The organism is uncultured Ferrimonas sp., from assembly GCF_947489035.1.
Lineage (GTDB): Bacteria > Pseudomonadota > Gammaproteobacteria > Enterobacterales > Shewanellaceae > Ferrimonas.
This window is the reverse complement of sequence record NZ_CANLCI010000001.1, coordinates 237,862-253,592: the sequence shown is the minus strand read 5'-3', so window position 1 is coordinate 253,592 and position 15,731 is coordinate 237,862. Positions and strand designations below refer to the sequence as shown.

Here is a 15,731-nt window from a genome sequence, read left to right as displayed (position 1 = left end):
GTTTAATCGCGGCCTTTTTCTAGCCACGCAATGCGTTGTTCTATGTAGCTGATCGCTTGGCGGCATTTGCCCAGCCGTTGGTGGGTTTGCAAGATAATATTTTGCTGTTCGATTTTGTCTTTACCTTGATAAATGTCAAGATTTTGTTCCAGCTGAGCGATCTTCTGCTGTAATTGGTTGTCCCAATTTTGATGTTTGCGAAGTTCGTCATAAAGTTGGTGGCTGGAATTCATCACCGAACGGGCGATCCATTGGTACTGGCTGTCGCCGCGCTTGTGACTGCGACGCCGTGCCGTTTGCTGCAAACCACGGGCAACCGTGGGGGTGTTGGCAATGGCTTGCAGTACCGCTTCAAAGCGATTACTGAACCGTTGGCAAGCCAGATCCAGTGCATCGCCTTTGACCCCAAGCGACAGCATCTGCTCTATCTGTTTAAGATCTTTATTCAGCACCGTTAAACATCCGCCTAAGGTTGCCCCTTGCTGATCAAACAGCTGATCGTGAAAACGGCTGCGGTTGTTTAGCCATTTTTTATCGCTGGCCGACAATTGCGCGTCGTGAAATTGCACCTGTTGTTCCAGTTGCGCCAGTTTTTGCTTCAGTTGTTGCAGCTGTGGGTTTTTCATAACCAGGCTTCCCATGCCAGTTTGGCGGCGATGATCAAAACCACGGTAATAAATACCGGTCGGATAAAGCGGCCGCCAAAGCGGATGGCGGAATGGGCCCCAAGCCAAGCGCCCGCCATTAAGGCCGAGCCCATGGTGATGCCAATGCCAAAATCCACATAGCCTAAGCCGATAAAGAACCCCAATGAGGTGGCGTTGCTGACAAAGTTCATGCAGCGGGCTAAGCCAGAGCTTAGCAAAATGCTCATTTTGTACAGCACCATATTCGACACCACCCAAAAGGCGCCGGTGCCGGGGCCGGCAAACCCATCGTAGAAGCCGATGCTCAGGCCTTGCCACCATTGGGTGCGAAGGATTTTGACGGTGCGTTTGGGCAGCTGGTGTTGATCTTCGTTTGGGCTTTTACTGCACAGGGTGTACAGCGCAATAACCATAATCAGCAGCGGCAACAGCCGATCCAGCCACGCCACGCTTACCGCACTGACCACCAAGGTGCCAAGGGCGGCGCCAATAAAGGTCGCGAGAACGGATCGCTTCCAAAAAGAGGGGGTGAACAGTTGCTTGCGATAGAAGGTCCAGCCGGCAATGGCGCTGCCAAAGCTGGCGGCCAATTTATTGGTGCCCAGTGCCATATGGGGCGGCAATCCGGCGGTCATTAACGCCGGGATGGTTAATAGCCCACCACCACCGGCGATGGCATCAACAAAACCGGCGGCAAAGGCCACCGCTGCCAACGCCAAAATTACATCTAATGAGAGAGCCAGCTCCACGGTATTACTCCTTCTGAGCCAGGCTCAATATTCGATATGTCGGCGATAATCAGGCAGAGAGTCAAGTAACGAACTGCCGTACCGTTTGCTCACCAAACGGCGGTCGAGGATGGTGATCCTGCCATAATCCTGTTCGTTACGCAGTAAGCGGCCACAGGCTTGCACCAGTTTTTTTGCGGCCTCTGGCACCGTTAGCTGCAAGAACGGGTTGCCGCCACGGGCTTTAACGTATTCGGCGTGGGCTTGATCCACGGGCGAAGTGGGCACCGAAAACGGCAATCGAGTAATGATCAAGTTGGTTAGGTAGTCGCCGGGCAGATCCATCCCTTCCGAGAAACTGCTGGTGCCAAATAAGATCGATGGCTTACCCGCATCGATGCGCGCCTTGTGTTGATCGATGATCTCCTGTCGCGGCGCTTCCCCTTGCACCAGCACCGGCAGGCGCTTAAAGCGCCGCAGCGAATCGGCCACGGATTCCATCTGTCGGTAAGAGGTAAACAACACCAAACTGGCTTGTTGCTCGTCCAGCAGTTCGGGGATCCGCTTATTCAGTTCATCGCTAAAATCATCGTGGCTCGGCTCTACGGCCATCTTGGGGATAAACAACGTGGCGTTTTCTTGATAATTAAACGGCGAGGGCAGGTTGATAAAGCGGGTGCCGTCGTCACTGCGAAGCCCCACTTGATGACGGTAATGATCGAAGCTGCCCAGCGCCATTAAGGTGGCCGACATCAATGCCACCCCGGCGGCTTTGCTCCACAGCATGTCTTCCAGCATAAAGCCGATCTCAATTGGCGAAGCGCAGATCAAAAAATCGTCGCGTTTGCCTTCCAACTTTTCAATCCAGCGGGCTTGTGGCGCGCCCCGCTCTGGTACGGGTTTAGTCAGCATCATCCAGGTGCAGTTTTGCCCCTCAAGTCGCTGCATCGAAAAGCCAACCTCAGCAACCAACGGTTCCGCTTTATGGCTTTTCAGCTCGCCATCTTTGATCGCTTCCATCAGCATCTGTTGCAGCTTGCCCAGTTTCTTCATCGATTCGCTGGAGGAACGAAACAGGTTTTCCGCCAACGTCACTATCGCCTCTGGCAGCACCCCGCCACTAAATCGGTGGCGCAGATCTTCGTTATTGAACAGTTGCAGGTTGTTGTCGCAAAACGATTGCAGGTGGCCGATCCCTTCATTTTGGTTGCTGATCTCCTCGGACAGATCCGTGGCCAGCACCGCCGCTTTATCCGAGGCCAGCTCTCGCGCTAACTTGTGCGCCAGTTTCTCTAGCTTGTTGAGGGTTTCAACCGAGCCCTTGAGCTGTGCATTAGCGGCCGAAAAATCCCGTGCCACCGTGGGCAAGTGGTGGGCTTCATCCAAGACGTAATACATGCTGTCGGGATCCGGCAGGATCACCCCACCGCCAAGTTCCAGATCCGCCATCAGCAAGCTGTGGTTGATGATCAACACGTCCCAGCTGTCCATGTTGTCGCGGCTTTTGTGAAACGGGCATTGGCGGTGCGCAGGTAGCTGTCGATTGCAGCTGTGCTTATCCGAGGCGATCTGACTCCACAAATAATCTGGCACGGGTTCCGGCACGGCATCCACTTCGCCGTCCCATTTGCCCTCGTGATAGGCATGGTGCAACCGCTGCAACATCTTCACGTCGCCATCGGCGGGTTTGGTTTCAAACAGCGCCTGTTGATCCGCCGGCACTTCCCCAGCCAGCAGTTCCAACTTAGACAGGCACACGTAACGCTGGCGACCTTTTGCCAAGCCATATTTGAAATCAAGGCCGCTGTGGCGCATTAACATGGGCAGATCTTTGTTCACCAGCTGCTCTTGCAGCGCCACGGTAGCGGTTGAGATGCAGATCTTTTTTCCCTGCGCCAACGCCAGCGGCAGGGCACCCAAGGCGTAGGCGAGGGATTTGCCGGTACCGGTGCCCGCTTGGCACACCACAATGCGCCGCTCTTTGTCGTAACTGCCGGCAAAGGTTTTGGCAATTTCCGCGATCAGATAGTTCTGCTCTTTGCGGCGGACAAAGTTCGGGATCGCCTCAGCAACGTTGTTATAAGCAGTGCGGGTGGCGTGTTTGACTTTGTCACTGAGCATTGGCGATCCGAGTTTCTCTAGGGGAGCGGGAATATGGCTGTACATATTAACAGTGGTTAATGACAATAGGCAGATGCAAAACGAAGTAATTATTGATGGCTGGCTGCTTGGCCGCGAACAACGGGCAACGGCCACCGGCTTAGAGCTGGTGTATTGGCTCAGTGGCGAACAGCAGCCCCACTGCGTGGTTGCCCCATCGCAGCCATGGCAAGCCTTTATCTTGGCGCAGCATGAATCCCTGTGGCGGCAGTTTTTAGCCAACCATAAAGGCTGGCAGCTTAAGCCTATTGCCGCGCAAAACTTCCAATTGCAGCCGGTGTTGGGGCTGTACGTGTATCAGCAGTCGCTGTGGCAGAAGCTAAAACAGCACGGCCAAAGCATGGGCTGGCCCTTGTTAGAAGCGGATATCCGCAGCTGCGATCGCTTCTTAATGGAACGCTTTGTGCGTGGTGCCATGACCGTCCGCAGCCAAGACAACCAGATAGTGGCCGCCAAGCCCGGTGCACCAAACCATCAACCTAAATTGGTGTCGCTGGACATCGAATGCAGCCGTGATGGGGTGTTGTACAGCGTCGGCTTTTATAGCGACGCCGATAAACGGGTGCTGATGGTGGGGCAGCCAACTCAGCAGCCGAGCCCAGATTACCTGCATTATGTTGCCGATGAAGCGGCGTTATTGCATGGCGTGCTTGATTGGTTTGAACGCTTTGATCCCGACGGCATCATTGGGTGGGCGGTGGCCAGCTTTGATTTGGCGTTATTGCAGCGCCGCGCCGCCGTACACCGTTTGCGTTTAAGCCTTGGCCGCGATGGCAGTGAACCGCGCTGGCAAGAGCGGGCAGGGCCAGGGCGAGAATGCAACATCAGTGGCCGTTTGGTGCTGGATGGGATCGAGTGGTTGCGGGCGGCCTTTTACCACTTCGACAGTTTTGCGTTAGATAATGTCGCGTTTGAGCTGCTGGGTGAAGGCAAAGTCTGCGACGACAGCGCCAATCGCATGGACGAAATTGAACACAACTTTCACCACAACAAACCGGCGCTGGCGCATTACAACCTGAAAGATTGCGAGTTGGTGTGGCGGATCTTCGCCAAAACCAAATTGTTGGAATTTGTGTTGGCGCGGGGGCAAATCACCGGTATTGAGCTGGATCGCCTTGGCGGCTCGGTGGCGGCCTTTACCTTTCGCTATCTGCCGCTGCTGCACCGTGCCGGTTTTGTTGCCCCCGATCTGTTGGATACCGATATCGAGCCCAGCCCCGGTGGCTACGTGATGGATTCGGTGCCCGGCCGTTTTCAAAACGTCTTGGTGCTCGACTTTAAAAGCCTTTATCCCTCAATTATTCGCTCTTTTTTGATTGATCCGATGGGAATGGTGAGCGGCGCAGTCGCTCCGCCCCAAGATCGAGTTGAAGGCTTTCGCGGCGCTTACTTTCATCGCCAACAACACCGGTTGCCCGAAATTGTGGCCGAGCTGGCGCAGCAGCGAGAACTGGCCAAGCAAGCCAAGGATCAGCCGCTGTCGCAGGCGATTAAAATTTTGATGAACTCATTCTATGGCGTGTTGGGGGCAGGGGGCTGCCGTTTTCACCATCCCCATCTGGCCAGTTCGATTACGTTGCGGGGCCACCAAATCATGAAACAAACCCGAGCGTGGATAGAAGCCAAGGGCTATCGGGTGATCTACGGCGACACCGATTCCACCTTTGTTCACGTGGGCGATCAGCTTACGCCGCAGCAGGCGCAGGCCATTGGCCCGCAGCTGGTGAAGATGGTAAACGACAATTGGCGCCAACAGCTGCAGCAGCTTGGGCTAGAGAGTGCCCTTGAATTGGAATACGAAAGCCATTATCGCCACTTCTTTATGCCGACGATCCGCGGTTCAGAAAAGGGCAGCAAAAAACGTTATGTGGGCGTAATTGAGCAGAACAACAAGACCGAGCTGGTCTTTAAAGGGATGGAAACCGTTCGCAGCGACTGGACGCCACTGGCGCGGGAATTTCAACAACAGCTGTATCGAGCCTGGTTTGCCAATCAGCCGATCAAGCCCCTAATTAAAGCCTTAGTCAGCCAAGTGCAAGATGGCCAGCACGACAGCAAGCTGATTTATAAGAAACGGCTGCGGCGGCCGTTGGCCGATTATCAAGCCAATGCCCCCCATGTGCATGCGGCCACCCAAGCCAATCTCGCCTGTGGCCAGCAAAAGTACCGCAAAGGCAGCACCATTCGTTATGGGATCACCGCCCACGGTGCCGTGGCCTACGAACAGCAAGCGCTGCCCTTGGATCATCAGCATTACATCGATAAGCAGATCCGACCGATCGTGGAACCTATTCTGGCGCTGAGCAATGACAGCTTCGATCAGCTGCTCTCAAATCAATTGGGGTTGGGCTTTTAGTGTCGGGATCACGGGTGTGAATTCTTGCGCTTTTACGTCTTGGCTGGCGTGATTTTGCGTTAATGTGCACCAGAAAGAACAGTTCGTTTAATTACACTTGTGTATTCTCTTTTCTCTTTTGCTCAAAAATTAAGCGCAACTCGGCGATTGTTCAGGTTGTCGCCATTAATTTTGTAATGCTTGATGTCCCGCAGCTTGCACGAGTGTATCCAAAAGTGATTGATTGTAATTTTGCTGTTAAATTTGGTTGTTTTTGCTGTTGCCTCACTGTTCTTTAATGACGAAAGTGTTGTCTCGATACAAAAAAGTGTGAACTTCCTCGCTTTGCCACTGCCTCGCCTTTGTTACTGTCCAAATCAGTCCACGGACGTACTCAAAAGTTCCCATGGAATCGATAGGGAACAGTAAAGAATTTTTATGCTCGATTTGGTTAGGCAATTCCAATGAAAAAAACTCTGCTTGCAGCCGCTATTCCGGCTCTGATGATGGCAACCTCTGCTTCTGCTGTTGAACTGTACAATGACGGCGCGAACAGCGTTTCTCTGGGCGGCCACGCTACGGTAGAACTGCGCGACGTTAAAAACGGCGACACCAAAGTAACCGACAACTCCGGTCGTATTAACTTCGCATTCAACCGTGCCATCAACGACGATCTGTCTGTTGAAGCCAAAATGGAATGGAGCATGGATTTCGTTGAGCAGGAAGGTGACCTGTTTGGTGAACGTCTGGGTTACATCGGCCTGAAATCTGAAAAGTACGGTCTGGTTCGCGCTGGTCAACAGTGGGGCGTATTCATCGACGTGGCTGGCGTAGCAGATATGCCTATCCAGTTCGGTAACGATTACTTGTACACCGACCACACCGCTCTGGGTATTGCCCGTGCAGAGCGCGCTATCACTTACCGTAAAGGCGTTGACCTAGGTAACGCTGGTAAGCTGAACATTGGCCTGCAATGGCAGGGCGATAACGAAGAAGCAGCAGGCATGTACGATGCACGTACTGCATTTGCTATCTCTTACGAGCTGATGGGTGCTACCGTTGGTTACGCACAATCTACTGGTGAAGTAGACGGCGTTGACCATGACGTTGATGCAATCTCCCTGAAGTACGGTTCTTGGGGCAAAGGCTTGTACGTAGCAGGTAACTACTCTACCTCTGAAAACGTATTCGGCGGCTACGCTGACGCTGTAGCTTACGACGCAGTTGTTTCTTACGCTTACAGCAACGGTCTGAACCTGTCTGTGAACTACGAAACCGTAGAAGACGACAACTCTTCTGAAGTTGATCTGGAAACTGCTGCTTTCATCGCAGCTTACCCAGTAGCGAAAAACCTGACCGTTTACGGTGGTTACGAAGCGGATCTGGAAGACAAGTACAGCGAAGACAACAGCACTGCTGTTATCGGTGCTCGCGTATACTTCTAATCGAAGTTTAAACGCAACACCTAAAACCACTGCCTAAGGGCGGTGGTTTTTTTTGTCTATAAAACAGGGAATAACGGCATTCTGTTAACTACGCTTCGAAGGTATTTACCTACCAAGGAGCGATCTGATGCGTGTGTTTGCAGCCATAGTCTTGTGTTCTAGCCTGCCGCTGTCGGCGGCGTCGATTTACGATGACGGCACCAATTCGTTGGCCATTGGTGGCTGGGCCGGATTGGCACTGGTGAATAGCGACAGCGACAATCAACTGGTGGACAGTTCCTCCCGCCTTAATCTGCAGTTTCAGCGTAAGTTAACCGGCAACTGGCACGCCGAATCGAAACTGGAATGGGGCTTCAATCTGGTGGATCGGGGCGACAGCATCAGCCTGAATGGCGATTCGCTGCAAGCGGGGCGCGAAGGCCAGTTTCTCTTTAACCGCCTTGGTTACGTTGCCTTTACTCACCCTCAATACGGCCGTTTCTCGGCGGGCAAACAGTGGTCGGTTTACTCCGACGTGGCCGGCTTTACCGATAACTTTTTTGTTACCGGTGGCTTGGCGTTGGGGATCTATAACTTCAACACCGATGGCGGTTTATCCGGCACTGGCCGGGCAGATTCAGCGCTGCAATATCGCCAGCAGTGGGGCAACCTAAAAATAGGGCTGCAATATCAAGCCCGCACCGAAGACAGCGTGGGCGCCTTTTTACCAGAAGAGTGCGAGGTGGCCATGCCGCCGCCAGAGTGTACAGACTTCATTGAGCTGCAAGATTTGCAGGTGCAATACGATGACAGCTGGGGCGCTAAAATTAGCTATCAATCAGGGCTTTGGTATGCGGGGCTGGCAGTCAATCGCGGCGATTTAGACCCAAATCAGATGGGCATAGACGACGAAGATGCGGCAATGGTTGGCACATTGATGTACGGCAAGCTTTATCAGCCAGGTTGGTTTGGGGTGATCTCTCATGCGCGCTCTGAAGGCCACGAGCTGGACAGCAATAACCGCGGCTTTGATGGTCATGGCAGCGAAATGATGCTGGCGTGGACCAATCAGCATGGGTTATCGCTGGTGGCTGGGATTAACTCGCTGCAATCTGATGATCGCAGTTACGAGCAAGCGAACGGCAAATTCAAACGTGAACTTTATGTTACCGGAATTCATTATTTCTGGGGTGAAGGCACTTTGTTCTTTGCAGAGGTTAAAATCGACAACAGCGAGATTGGCGTTAATAAGGAAGACGAGCAAAACGTATATGGCACTGGCGTTCGCTTTATTTTCTGAATAATCCTCTCAACACTTCCCTTCCAAAAGCCCACATTGCCTGATGTTGGGCTTTTTTTATTCCCCCCTGCTGATCGCTGGATCTTTCCTTGTGTAGCTAAGTTGCGCCTCAATTGTAAATCAATTGTTGCGAAAGGGTTGATTGTGGGTTGTCGATCTGATTACATCTGGACGTGACAGATTGGGTTCAACCCAACACTACCTCAGTGTGAAGTGGTCACTGGGGCAAGGAAATAAAACACAAATAAATGTGTCCAGGGAGATAAACATGCTTAACACCAATACAGTGTCTAAGGCTGTGCGTTTTGCGCTGATTGCCGGCGCCACAACGGCCGCTATGACCACTGCCCCCGTTGCTTTTGCAGCCGAAGGGGATGAAGTAGAACGTATCGAAGTAACCGGCTCGCGTATTAAACGCGTAGACATGGAAGGCTCTAGTCCTGTAGCCGTAATTACTGCCGAAGAAATTAAAGCAACGGGTATTACCCGAATTGAAGATTTCTTGAATGATATGCCGCAAATTTTTGCCGGTCAGACTTCTGGCTTAGCAAATGGCGCGACTGGTACTGCAACTGTTGATTTACGTGGCTTAGGTTCAACTCGTACCTTGGTGCTGGTAAACGGTCGTCGTCTGCCTTCAGGTTCGCCTGCTGCTGGTGGTATTGGCGCTGATGTTAACCAAATCCCTGCTGCATTTGTGGAACGAATCGAAGTGTTAACCGGTGGTGCCTCGGCAACCTACGGTTCTGACGCTGTTGCCGGTGTTGTTAACTTTATTCTTAAAGATGACTTCGAAGGTTTCCAGTTCGATTATCAGTACAGCTTTTATCAGCACGATAACGATAATGGCACCATCCAAGGCTTACTTGACGATAACGGCTTTGCCAAACCAAGTGGCAACGTAACCGACGGTTACACCAACGATTTTACCTTTATGCTGGGTGCAAATACTGCGGATGGTCGTGGTAACGTAGCGATGTACGGTAGCTACCGTGACATTGATGCGGTGTCTCAGTCTAACCGCGATTACAGTGCCTGTGCTTTGTTCCCTTCAGCTGATGGCGGTGTGGTTTGTGGTGGTTCATCCACGATTCCAGAAGGCCGATTTACTGATTTCGGTGCAGCCGTTAATGGTAATAGCTTTGATTTCATGGTTGCTGGCGACGAGTTCGTTGACCGTAACGGCACCCAGTACAACTATGGCCCACTGAACTACTTCCAGCGTCCAGATGAGCGCATGACTTTGGGTGCAATTGGTAAGTACGAACTTAACGAATACGTTGAACTGTATTCTGAAGTTATGTTCATGGATGATCGCTCTGTTGCCCAGATCGCTCCTTCTGGTGCGTTCTTTGTAACGGACTCTTTGAACTGTGATAACCCATTGATGTCAGATCAGCAGCGACAAGCTATCTGTTTCGATGATGGGTTGACTGTTGATGATAGCCAGAACGCTTTTATTGGTCGTCGTAATGTTGAGGGTGGCCCTCGTCAAGATGACTTACGTCACACTTCATGGCGCGGTGTCTTTGGTGCCCGTGGTTTGATCAACGACGATTGGTCTTACGATGCATTCTTCAACTACGGCACCGTTTCCTACGTTGAAACTTACCGCAACGAATTATCCATCACCAACATTGGCCGCGCATTGAATGTTGTTGCTGATGCCGATGGCAACGCTGTGTGTCAATCCGTGGTTGATGGGAGCGATCCAAACTGTGTGCCTTGGAATATCTTCCAAGAAGGCGGTGTTACCCAAGAAGCGATTGATTACTTAGTTAAGCCTCTGTACTCACGTGGTGAAACGGAATCTATCCAAGTTGCTGGTATCGTAACCGGTGATTTGACTAGCGCCGGTGTTGTTCTGCCAACGGCATCTGATGGTGTTGGCTTGGCCGTTGGTCTGGAATACCGTAACGAAAGCTTGTTGTTAGAACCTGATTCAGGATTCACTTCTGGTGATGGTGCTGGTCAAGGTGGCCCAACTGCTGGGGTAGAAGGTAGCTTTAACGTTAAAGAGATCTTCGGTGAAGTGTCTATCCCGCTAGTGCAGGATATGGCTATGGCCGACAGCCTGACTTTAGAGTTAGCTTACCGTTACTCTGATTACTCAACCGACAAAGAAACCAACACCTACAAGTACGCAATGGACTGGCGTCCAATTCAAGACTTGTTGGTACGTGGTAGCTTCCAGCGTGCGGTTCGTGCCGGTAACATTCGTGACCTGTTCCGCCCACAAACCTTGGGGCTGTTCAACATGGATTCTGATCCATGTTCTGGTCCGACCCCTGAGTACACCTTCGAGCAGTGTGCTCGTACCGGTGTAACTGCGGCGCAATACGGTAGCATTGCGGATTCTCCAGCGGGCCAGTACAACTCAATTACTGGTGGTAACCCAGATCTGGATCCTGAAGAGTCTGATACCGTTTCTTTCGGTATCTCTTACAGCCCTGAATATATTGAAGGTCTGGCTATCACCTTAGATTACTTCGATATTGAAGTAGATAAGGCGATCAGTAACGTATCTGAGCGTTACATCCTTGATCAGTGTGCTTTGGAAAATAACCAGCAATTCTGTGACCTTGTTAACCGTGGTGCCACTACTGGTACGCTTTGGGTTGGCCAAGATAACATCCTGTCTACCGACATTAACATTGGTCGCTTATCGACTACCGGTGTTGATTACGATGTGAACTACAACTTTACTGTGGGCGAGATGGGCGATATCAAGTTGAACTTGGTAGGTACCTGGTTGGATTCTTATGAAATCCAAAACACGCCAGAGGCAACTCCTGATCAGTGTGTAGGCTTCTGGGACCGCACAACTTGTGGTTCTCCGACGCCAGAGTGGCGCACTAACTTGCGCGGTACTTGGGTAACGCCATGGGATGTCAATGCTACTGCAGCAATCCGCTTTGTTGGTGAAGTTGATGAGTTAGGCGACGGCCCTACTAGTATTGATTCGCAAACTTATTTGGATCTGCAAACCACTTGGCAAGCAACTGATAACCTGACTCTGAACTTAGGTATCAACAACCTTCTGGATGAAGAGCCGCCAATCATTGGTAACGCTCCTTCTGGTATCGGTAACGGTAACACCTTCCCTGGCACATACGATGCTCTGGGTCGTTACATCTTCGCCGGCGCGAGCTTGAAGTTCTAAGCTTTTGTCTGCTAGTAAGGCCAGTCTTCGGACTGGCCTTTGTTATCCGAGGGAACATTGTGAAGAAATTATCAGTCATTCTATTTGGTTTGTTGTTAACAGGTTGTGCGGCCAGCAGCAGTGATATTGCAGAAGATGCCGAGTTAACAGAGCAAGAGATCGTCGAAAATAAAGCCGGATACAAATGTAAAAAGGAAAGGGTAACCGGTTCTATCATGTCGAAGCGTCGCTGCACGACACGCGCCCAGCGTGAGGAAAGTGCCCAGCGTGCAAAAGAGATGATGAATTCTAGAAAAAGTAATATTGGGGCCGATATTGGCGGTTAGTTTTTCGCTATTTAAATTGCAGTTAATGCTTCCACTACTGAAATGAAGTCCTTAGCCAAATTGGTTCGGGGCTTTTTTTGTTGCAGCAGTAGGGGGCTTTTTCATAATTCGAATGTATTTTGAGCAATGTCGGTGTCGAAAAATAAAATCGTACCGGATGTGAATGGAACGTTACTTCGCTGCTGCAAATGCGCCCATCGGTGATTTTTTATGCACTTTTTTGTGTTGTTAACTCGATCGTAAAATGAACTTAATAATTAATTTATCGCGAAAGATGAAGGGTTATTTTTTCTAAATGGTTAACATCTAATGAAATTAATTTTACGCCATTTGGTTGTTGTGGATGTTTGAATGAAGTTTGAGTAGCTGTTGCAAAGGTAACATCCTTGACACAACTCGTTACGCTATGGAATGATGCGGAAGCCTGTACTTTCGTAGAAACGTGAGACAGCGCAGAAAAACAAAAAACGGGACTAGCCACGACGCGAAACTGAGTATAGCGCAGTAGTAGTGATTGAGGCTTAGGCTCACAACAAGACTGGTTGGGAACTATGTCCGTGATGAAAAGAACCAAACTTGCCTCTGCAGTATTTGGTGCGATTGCACTTTCTGTAAGCGGTATGTCTGTAGCAGCAGACAAGCTGACCGATATCCAAAACGCCGATAAGCAGATCCAACAGGACTCTGCGAAGTCTCAACAGAAAGTCAACAAGCTGTACGATCAAGCTCAAGACATGCTGTTTGAGTACCGTCTGGTTGTGGATGAAACTGAAACCCTCAAACACTATAACGATTACGTTGCGACTCTGGTGGCTGATCAACAAGCGCGCATTGCGTCTTTGCAAGATCAGATCAATGGCATCGAACGCACCAAGCAAGGTGTTGTGCCGCTGATGACCAGCATGATCAACTCGCTAGAGCAATTTGTTGCTCTGGATGTTCCATTTGAGATTGAAGAGCGTACCGCTCGCGTTGAACGCCTGAAAGAAGTCATGGGCGATTCCGACGTGTCGACCTCTGAAAAATACCGCTTGGTTCTGGATGCTTACCAGATCGAGAACGAATACGGTAACAAGATGAACGCGTACGAAGGCACTCTGGCCATTGATGGCAAAGAGAAAGTGGTTGATTTCTTCCACTTAGGTCGCGTGGTGTTCTTAGCGCAATCCGTAGATCAGAAGCAAGCTTGGGTATGGGATAACGAAGACCGTACTTGGAATGCGATGCCAGAAGACTCAATGCGTAATGCATCCAGCGCGATCAAGATGGCGCGTCGTCAGGCAGCACCTGATCTGTTCCGAGTTCCAGTTAAAACCGCGGAGAGTGCAGAATAATGAAAAAGCTCATCACTACTGCCGTAGTTGCAGCCGCAATGACTTTCTCTGCTACCACTTTGGCAGCAGATTCAGCTCCAGTAAGCGCAGCGCAAACACTGGATCAATTGCTGAACCAAATCAAAACCGACCGTCAGTCCGAAGCTCGCTTGAACAAGAAGCGTGAAGCGGAGTTCGTTTCTGAGCGTGCTGATAAGCAAGCCCTACTGAAGCGTGCTAAGTCATCATTGGCTGCTGAAAAACAACGCGGTAAAGACTTGCAGAAGTCTTTCACTGACAACGACCAAAGCATTGACCGCTTAAGCCGCGATTTGGCTACTGCGACCGGTGATTTGGGCGAAATGTTTGGTGTTGTTCGTCAGGTTTCCGGTGACATGTCTGGTCAGTTGGCCAGCTCTTTGGTAAGTGCACAGTACCCTGGTCGTGACGATGTCATGATGAAACTGGGCATGGCCAAAGAACTGCCAACCATTAAAGAGCTGGAAGAGCTGTGGTACTCCCTACAGACTGAAATGACTCAGTCCGGCAAGGTGGTTAAGTTTACTGCGGATGTAACCAACTCATCTGGCAGCGTTGAAGCGATGGAAGTAACCCGTGTTGGTTCTTTCACTTTGATGGCCAATGGCGAATACCTGAACTTTAACCCAAACACTGGCACCATTTTGCAGCTGCCTAAGCAGCCAGAAGGGTACAAGGTCGCTACCGTAGGTGCGTTCCAAAGCGCGGCTGCTGGTGCAGTTACCGAAGTGTTTATCGATCCGTCACGCGGTGGTTTGCTGCAGGTTTACACCCAAAAAGCGACCCTGCAAGAGCAGTTTGAAGCGGGTGGCATCGTAGGTAAGATCATCGCTGGCCTGCTGGCATTTGGTCTGTTGATTTCTCTGTGGAAGATCTACTCGCTGACTATCGAGTCCGCCAAGATCCGCTCTCAGATGAAGAACCTGGAAGATCCTCGTAACAACGCCTTGGGTCGCATTATTAAAGTGTACAAAGAATCCGGCGACGTTGACGTTGAGACCTTGGAGCTGAAACTGGATGAAGCCATCCTGCAAGAGACTCCAAAGATCGAATCTGGCGTAAACATCATTAAGGTTCTGGCCGCGATTGCACCAATGCTGGGTCTGTTGGGTACCGTAACCGGTATGATCGCAACCTTCCAGGACATCACCCTGTTTGGTACTGGTGATCCTAAGATTATGGCCGGCGGCATCTCAATGGCATTGGTAACCACCGTATTGGGTCTGGTTGCTGCCCTGCCACTGTTGTTGATGCACGCGTTTGTAGCGGGTCGTGCTAAAGCCGTTTCCGACGTACTGGATAAGCAAAGCACTGGCATCATTGCTGCTCACGCTGAACAGCGAGGCAAATAATTATGCTTTACCTGGTAGAACTCTGGGAGTCTGTCAGGGACTTCATGGCCACGGGAGGCGATGTACTCTGGTTGGTTGCAGGAGCGCTGTTCCTGATGTGGGTGTTGATGTTAGAGCGTTATTTCTACGTTAGTTTCGTCTTTCCAGGCGTACGCAAAGAAATCATCGCTAAATGGGACGCACGCGCAGACAGCACTTCTTGGTATGCCCATCGCATCCGTGAAGCGTGGATCTCCCAGGCACAAGAACAATTAAATGCACGTATGGGTTTGATTAATACCTTGGTGGCTATCTGTCCAATGTTGGGTCTGCTCGGTACGGTTACCGGCATGATTGCAGTGTTTGAAGTGATGGCGGTACAAGGTACTGGTAACCCACGTCTGATGGCTGGTGGTATTTCGATGGCCACTATCCCGACTATGTCGGGCATGGTTGCCGCTCTGTCTGGTGTTTTCTTCAGTACCCGTTTGAAAGCGCGTATGAAAATGTCCACCGAGCAGTTAATTGATAACTTGCCGCATCATTAAAGAGAGTTTTTTATGGCACGTAAGAAGCATTCCACAGTAGTGGACGAAGCCGAAGTCGACATGACTCCGATGCTGGACATCGTTTTCATCATGCTGATCTTCTTTATCGTAACTACCTCGTTCGTTAAAGAGTCTGGTATTGAAGTTAACCGTCCTAAAGCACAACAGGCTTCGAAAAAGCCATCGGCTAACATCTTCATTGCTATCAATGAAAACGGCATCGTTTACATGGAAAAGCGTGAAGTTGACGTACAGCGTGTTCGCGCTAACGTTGAACGGATGTTGGCTGAGTCGCCAGAAGCACAGGTTATGATCCAAGCAGACAAAGAAGCCAAACATGGTGTCGTTGTTAAAGTGATGGATCAGGTTAAAGCTGCCGGCATCGACCAGATTTCGGTCTCGGCGGAGGCAGATTAA

Annotated in this window: 12 protein-coding genes; 9 read left to right on the top strand and 3 right to left on the bottom strand. The window is 50.8% G+C overall.

The genetic code is table 11. From position 1 onward, the window contains the following. Window positions 1-2: 2 nt before the first annotated feature. The 3 genes from Q0796_RS01045 to dinG are packed head-to-tail and all read right to left on the bottom strand — an operon-like array spanning window position 3 to window position 3,496. Entirely contained in the window at window positions 3-626 is a 624-nt protein-coding gene (locus Q0796_RS01045; RefSeq protein ID WP_298439350.1) for a primosomal replication protein, read from the bottom strand. Further along, a complete protein-coding gene (locus Q0796_RS01040) occupies window positions 623-1,396 on the bottom strand; it encodes a TSUP family transporter (RefSeq protein ID WP_298439348.1) in 774 nt (257 codons plus the stop codon). The genes Q0796_RS01045 and Q0796_RS01040 overlap by 4 nt, the downstream gene beginning before the upstream one ends. Before the next feature lie 24 nt (window positions 1,397-1,420). Next, the gene (gene dinG, locus Q0796_RS01035; protein ID WP_298439346.1) at window positions 1,421-3,496 is read right to left on the bottom strand and encodes an ATP-dependent DNA helicase DinG; all 2,076 of its coding nucleotides are present in this window, start codon (window positions 3,494-3,496) and stop codon (window positions 1,421-1,423) included. A gap of 73 nt (window positions 3,497-3,569) precedes the next feature. On the opposite strand from dinG, the gene Q0796_RS01030 reads away from it, so the two are divergent. From Q0796_RS01030 to Q0796_RS00990, 9 genes are all read left to right on the top strand, one after another. Further along, window positions 3,570-5,891, top strand: a complete 2,322-nt coding sequence (locus Q0796_RS01030; protein WP_298439344.1) for a DNA polymerase II — start codon at window positions 3,570-3,572, stop codon at window positions 5,889-5,891. A gap of 443 nt (window positions 5,892-6,334) precedes the next feature. Next, the gene (locus Q0796_RS01025; protein ID WP_298439342.1) at window positions 6,335-7,315 is read left to right on the top strand and encodes a porin; all 981 of its coding nucleotides are present in this window, start codon (window positions 6,335-6,337) and stop codon (window positions 7,313-7,315) included. Between the two features lie 127 nt (window positions 7,316-7,442). Continuing rightward, on the top strand, window positions 7,443-8,594 hold the full coding sequence (locus Q0796_RS01020; RefSeq protein WP_298439340.1) for a porin: 1,152 nt from the start codon (window positions 7,443-7,445) through the stop codon (window positions 8,592-8,594). A gap of 268 nt (window positions 8,595-8,862) precedes the next feature. Continuing rightward, window positions 8,863-11,757, top strand: a complete 2,895-nt coding sequence (locus Q0796_RS01015; protein ID WP_298439338.1) for a TonB-dependent receptor — start codon at window positions 8,863-8,865, stop codon at window positions 11,755-11,757. A 59-nt stretch (window positions 11,758-11,816) separates the two neighbouring features. Beyond that, window positions 11,817-12,083, top strand: coding sequence for a hypothetical protein (locus Q0796_RS01010; RefSeq protein ID WP_298439336.1), 267 nt, complete (start codon window positions 11,817-11,819; stop codon window positions 12,081-12,083). A gap of 560 nt (window positions 12,084-12,643) precedes the next feature. Continuing rightward, window positions 12,644-13,417, top strand: a complete 774-nt coding sequence (locus Q0796_RS01005) for a DUF3450 domain-containing protein (RefSeq protein WP_298439334.1) — start codon at window positions 12,644-12,646, stop codon at window positions 13,415-13,417. After that, window positions 13,417-14,787, top strand: a complete 1,371-nt coding sequence (locus Q0796_RS01000; protein WP_298439332.1) for a MotA/TolQ/ExbB proton channel family protein — start codon at window positions 13,417-13,419, stop codon at window positions 14,785-14,787. The genes Q0796_RS01005 and Q0796_RS01000 overlap by 1 nt, the downstream gene beginning before the upstream one ends. Window positions 14,788-14,789: 2 nt before the next feature. Further along, complete coding sequence (locus tag Q0796_RS00995; protein ID WP_298439330.1) at window positions 14,790-15,314, top strand: MotA/TolQ/ExbB proton channel family protein; 525 nt, start codon at window positions 14,790-14,792, stop codon at window positions 15,312-15,314. Between the two features lie 12 nt (window positions 15,315-15,326). Continuing rightward, window positions 15,327-15,731 carry a biopolymer transporter ExbD gene (locus Q0796_RS00990; protein WP_298439327.1) on the top strand — a complete coding sequence of 135 codons (405 nt, stop codon included), beginning with the start codon at window positions 15,327-15,329 and terminating at the stop codon, window positions 15,729-15,731.

What these genes read in the sequence shown, in the direction of transcription:
- Q0796_RS01045 (WP_298439350.1), bottom strand. Translation starts at nt 626, where the DNA reads ATGAAAAACCCACAGCTGCAACAACTGAAGCAAAAACTGGCGCAACTG.
- dinG (WP_298439346.1), bottom strand. Translation starts at nt 3,496, where the DNA reads ATGCTCAGTGACAAAGTCAAACACGCCACCCGCACTGCTTATAACAAC.
- Q0796_RS01030 (WP_298439344.1), top strand. Translation starts at nt 3,570, where the DNA reads ATGCAAAACGAAGTAATTATTGATGGCTGGCTGCTTGGCCGCGAACAA.
- Q0796_RS01025 (WP_298439342.1), top strand. Translation starts at nt 6,335, where the DNA reads ATGAAAAAAACTCTGCTTGCAGCCGCTATTCCGGCTCTGATGATGGCA.
- Q0796_RS01020 (WP_298439340.1), top strand. Translation starts at nt 7,443, where the DNA reads ATGCGTGTGTTTGCAGCCATAGTCTTGTGTTCTAGCCTGCCGCTGTCG.
- Q0796_RS01015 (WP_298439338.1), top strand. Translation starts at nt 8,863, where the DNA reads ATGCTTAACACCAATACAGTGTCTAAGGCTGTGCGTTTTGCGCTGATT.
- Q0796_RS01005 (WP_298439334.1), top strand. Translation starts at nt 12,644, where the DNA reads ATGAAAAGAACCAAACTTGCCTCTGCAGTATTTGGTGCGATTGCACTT.
- Q0796_RS01000 (WP_298439332.1), top strand. Translation starts at nt 13,417, where the DNA reads ATGAAAAAGCTCATCACTACTGCCGTAGTTGCAGCCGCAATGACTTTC.
- Q0796_RS00995 (WP_298439330.1), top strand. Translation starts at nt 14,790, where the DNA reads ATGCTTTACCTGGTAGAACTCTGGGAGTCTGTCAGGGACTTCATGGCC.
- Q0796_RS00990 (WP_298439327.1), top strand. Translation starts at nt 15,327, where the DNA reads ATGGCACGTAAGAAGCATTCCACAGTAGTGGACGAAGCCGAAGTCGAC.